Raw genomic sequence first — 2606 nt, forward strand, 5'->3', positions numbered from 1 at the left:
TTTACTTTCATTATCTAACCAAAGTACTTGTTTCGAACGGCCAAGTTCATCAACTTGCAACGTTTGTGAATCAATAGTGCCTTTAAGCCAGTTATCAGCATTATTAACAGGTAAAGCAAAGCCAGTTAAGCGCTTAAGCAGCGCAGATGCATTGGTATCTACATAAACTTTATCGTCAAATTCAAGCTCAGCAACATTGCGCGACTGTTTTAGTTGTAAAATGCGTGTGCCAATAAATGAAGTCAGTACTAAATTATTGTTATTTTCTTGTTGCTGCCAATTTAAGTTTGCAGATTGGCGCTCATCGGGACTAATAAAAGCAAGTTTCCCCTCTACATGCCAAGTTTTTTGATTGGCGAGTTTACCTTTCCAGTTGTCGTAAATTGCTGTTTTATTTGGTAATTGTTGCGCGCAGCCACTTAAAAACATAAAAGTTATAGCTAATATTAAATAATGTCTAATCAAATGTTGTTCCTTACTTTCCATATTCCGCTGATTTTTGGTAAAATTGCCGCCTTTAAAGTCGGGCTCAGCAATATTTGGCAAACATGACCATAATAGCACTAGGTATAAATCACAAAACTGCTTCCGTAGAACTGCGTGAAAAAGTGGCTTTTTCGCCTGAGCAAATGTCAGAGGCGTTGCAGCAATTAAGTGGCCATGCCGACTTTAATGAAGCTGTGATCGTGTCTACCTGTAACCGAACAGAAATCTATTGTAGCCTTGCTCAGCAAAATTCCCAAACACTGTTAGCATGGCTTGCCAGTTTCCATGGTTTAGATGAACAGGAACTGAGTAATAACATTTATTGCCATGAGGGCAATCAAGCAATTAACCATTTAATGCGCGTTGCCTGCGGTTTAGATTCGCTTGTGTTAGGTGAACCGCAAATTTTAGGGCAAATTAAACAAGCCTATAATAGTGCTAAAACTCATGATGCAGTGGGTGTTACATTTGATCGTTTGTTTCAAAAGACATTTTCGGTTGCGAAAGAGGTCCGAACTGAAACTAATATAGGCGCCAGTGCAGTTTCGGTGGCGTTTGCGGCTGTTAATTTAGCTAAGCATATTTATGGCAAGCTTGATAAAACCAATGTGTTATTAATAGGTGCAGGCGAAACAATAGAGCTTGTTGCTAAGCATTTGTATCAAAATGAGCCACAAAATATTACCGTAGCCAATAGAACGATTGAACGAGCACGAAACCTCGCTGATGAAGTGTCTGCAGATGTCATTGCATTAGCGCAGTTGCCAGAGCGTTTGCATAACGCAGATATTATAATAAGCTCAACGGCCAGTACACTGCCTATTATTGGTAAAGGGGTTGTGGAGCAAGCACTAAAGCAGCGTCGTAACAAACCGATGTTGTTTATTGATATTGCGGTACCGCGCGACATTGAAAGCCAAGTAGGTGAGCTAGATGCGGCTTATTTATACTCGGTTGACGACTTACAAACGATTGTAAGTGAAAATATGGCAGCGCGAGAACAAGCTGCACAGCAGGCACAGATAATTATTACTGAGCGCACCAAAGAGTTTTGTATGTGGATGCGTTCACTCGATTCTGTGGGGTTAATTCGTCACTATCGAAACGATGTTCATACAATTAAGTCTGAATTAGTAGAAAGAGCAGTTAGCCAGCTTTCTAGTGGTAAAGACGCAGAAAAAGTAATTTTAGAATTGGCCAATAAGTTAACCAACCGCTTAATGCACGCGCCTACCCGTGCCATTCAAGATGCGGCTAAAAAAGGTGAAGTGGCTCAATTAAATCAGTTGAAAAAAATGTTAGGTATTGATCAGGAATAACCGTTAAATGAAAGAGTCTGTTTATAATAAATTAGAAACGCTAGTAGAGCGCTACGAAGAAGTACAAGCACTGTTGAGCGACCCGTCGGTTATTAGCGATCAAAATCGCTTTCGTGGCCTTTCAAAAGAATACTCAGAGCTTGAAGAAATAGTTAAAACTTTTTTAGCATATCAACAAACAAAAGAAGATTTAGCAAGCGCTGAAGAGATGCTTAAAGACTCAGACCCAGATATGCGAGAAATGGCACAGGAAGAGTATAAAGAAGCCAAAGCACAAATATTAAGCCTTGAAGATGAAATTCAGGTATTAATGCTTCCTAAAGATCCAAAAGATAATAACAATGTATTTTTAGAAGTCCGCGCAGGCACAGGGGGTGATGAAGCCGCTATTTTTGCCGGTGATTTATTTAGAATGTACAGCCGTTTTGCTGAAACGCAAAAGTGGAAATTAGAAGTAGTAACTACCAATGAAGGTGAACACGGTGGTTACAAAGAAGTCATTGCTAACATTAGCGGTGAAGGCGTATACGGTAAGCTTAAATTTGAGTCTGGCGTACACCGTGTACAACGTGTACCAGAGACTGAATCGCAAGGTCGTGTTCATACATCGGCGTGCACCGTAGCGGTAATGGCAGAAATACCAGAAGCTGAAGCAATTGAAATTAACACCGCCGATATAAAAGTAGATACTTTTAGAGCATCGGGTGCAGGTGGCCAGCACGTAAATAAAACTGACTCAGCAATTCGTATTACGCATTTACCTACGGGTGTGGTTGTTGAATGTCAAGATGAGCGTTCGCA

3 protein-coding genes are annotated in these 2606 nt (G+C 40.4%); 2 read left to right on the forward strand and 1 reads right to left on the reverse strand.

Features of this window, described 5'->3' with window-relative positions; genetic code table 11:
* On the reverse strand, positions 1–465 hold a 465-nt coding region (gene lolB / locus BCG07_RS12710; protein ID WP_286890423.1), incomplete at its 3' end, for a lipoprotein insertase outer membrane protein LolB.
* A gap of 83 nt (positions 466–548) precedes the next feature.
* Here lolB and hemA point away from each other — a divergent pair.
* Positions 549–1805, forward strand: a complete 1257-nt coding sequence (gene hemA, locus BCG07_RS12715) for a glutamyl-tRNA reductase (protein ID WP_286890425.1) — start codon at positions 549–551, stop codon at positions 1803–1805.
* 7 nt (positions 1806–1812) lie between these two features.
* Positions 1813–2606, forward strand: a 794-nt coding sequence (locus BCG07_RS12720) for a peptide chain release factor 1 (protein ID WP_286890427.1), incomplete at its 3' end; no start/stop codon positions are given.

The organism is Pseudoalteromonas sp. ESRF-bin5 (assembly GCF_002632075.1).
In the GTDB taxonomy this organism is placed as follows: domain Bacteria; phylum Pseudomonadota; class Gammaproteobacteria; order Enterobacterales; family Alteromonadaceae; genus Pseudoalteromonas; species Pseudoalteromonas marina.

Coding starts and splice junctions, on each gene's coding strand:
- hemA (WP_286890425.1), top strand. CDS start 549: ATGACCATAATAGCACTAGGTATAAATCACAAAACTGCTTCCGTAGAA.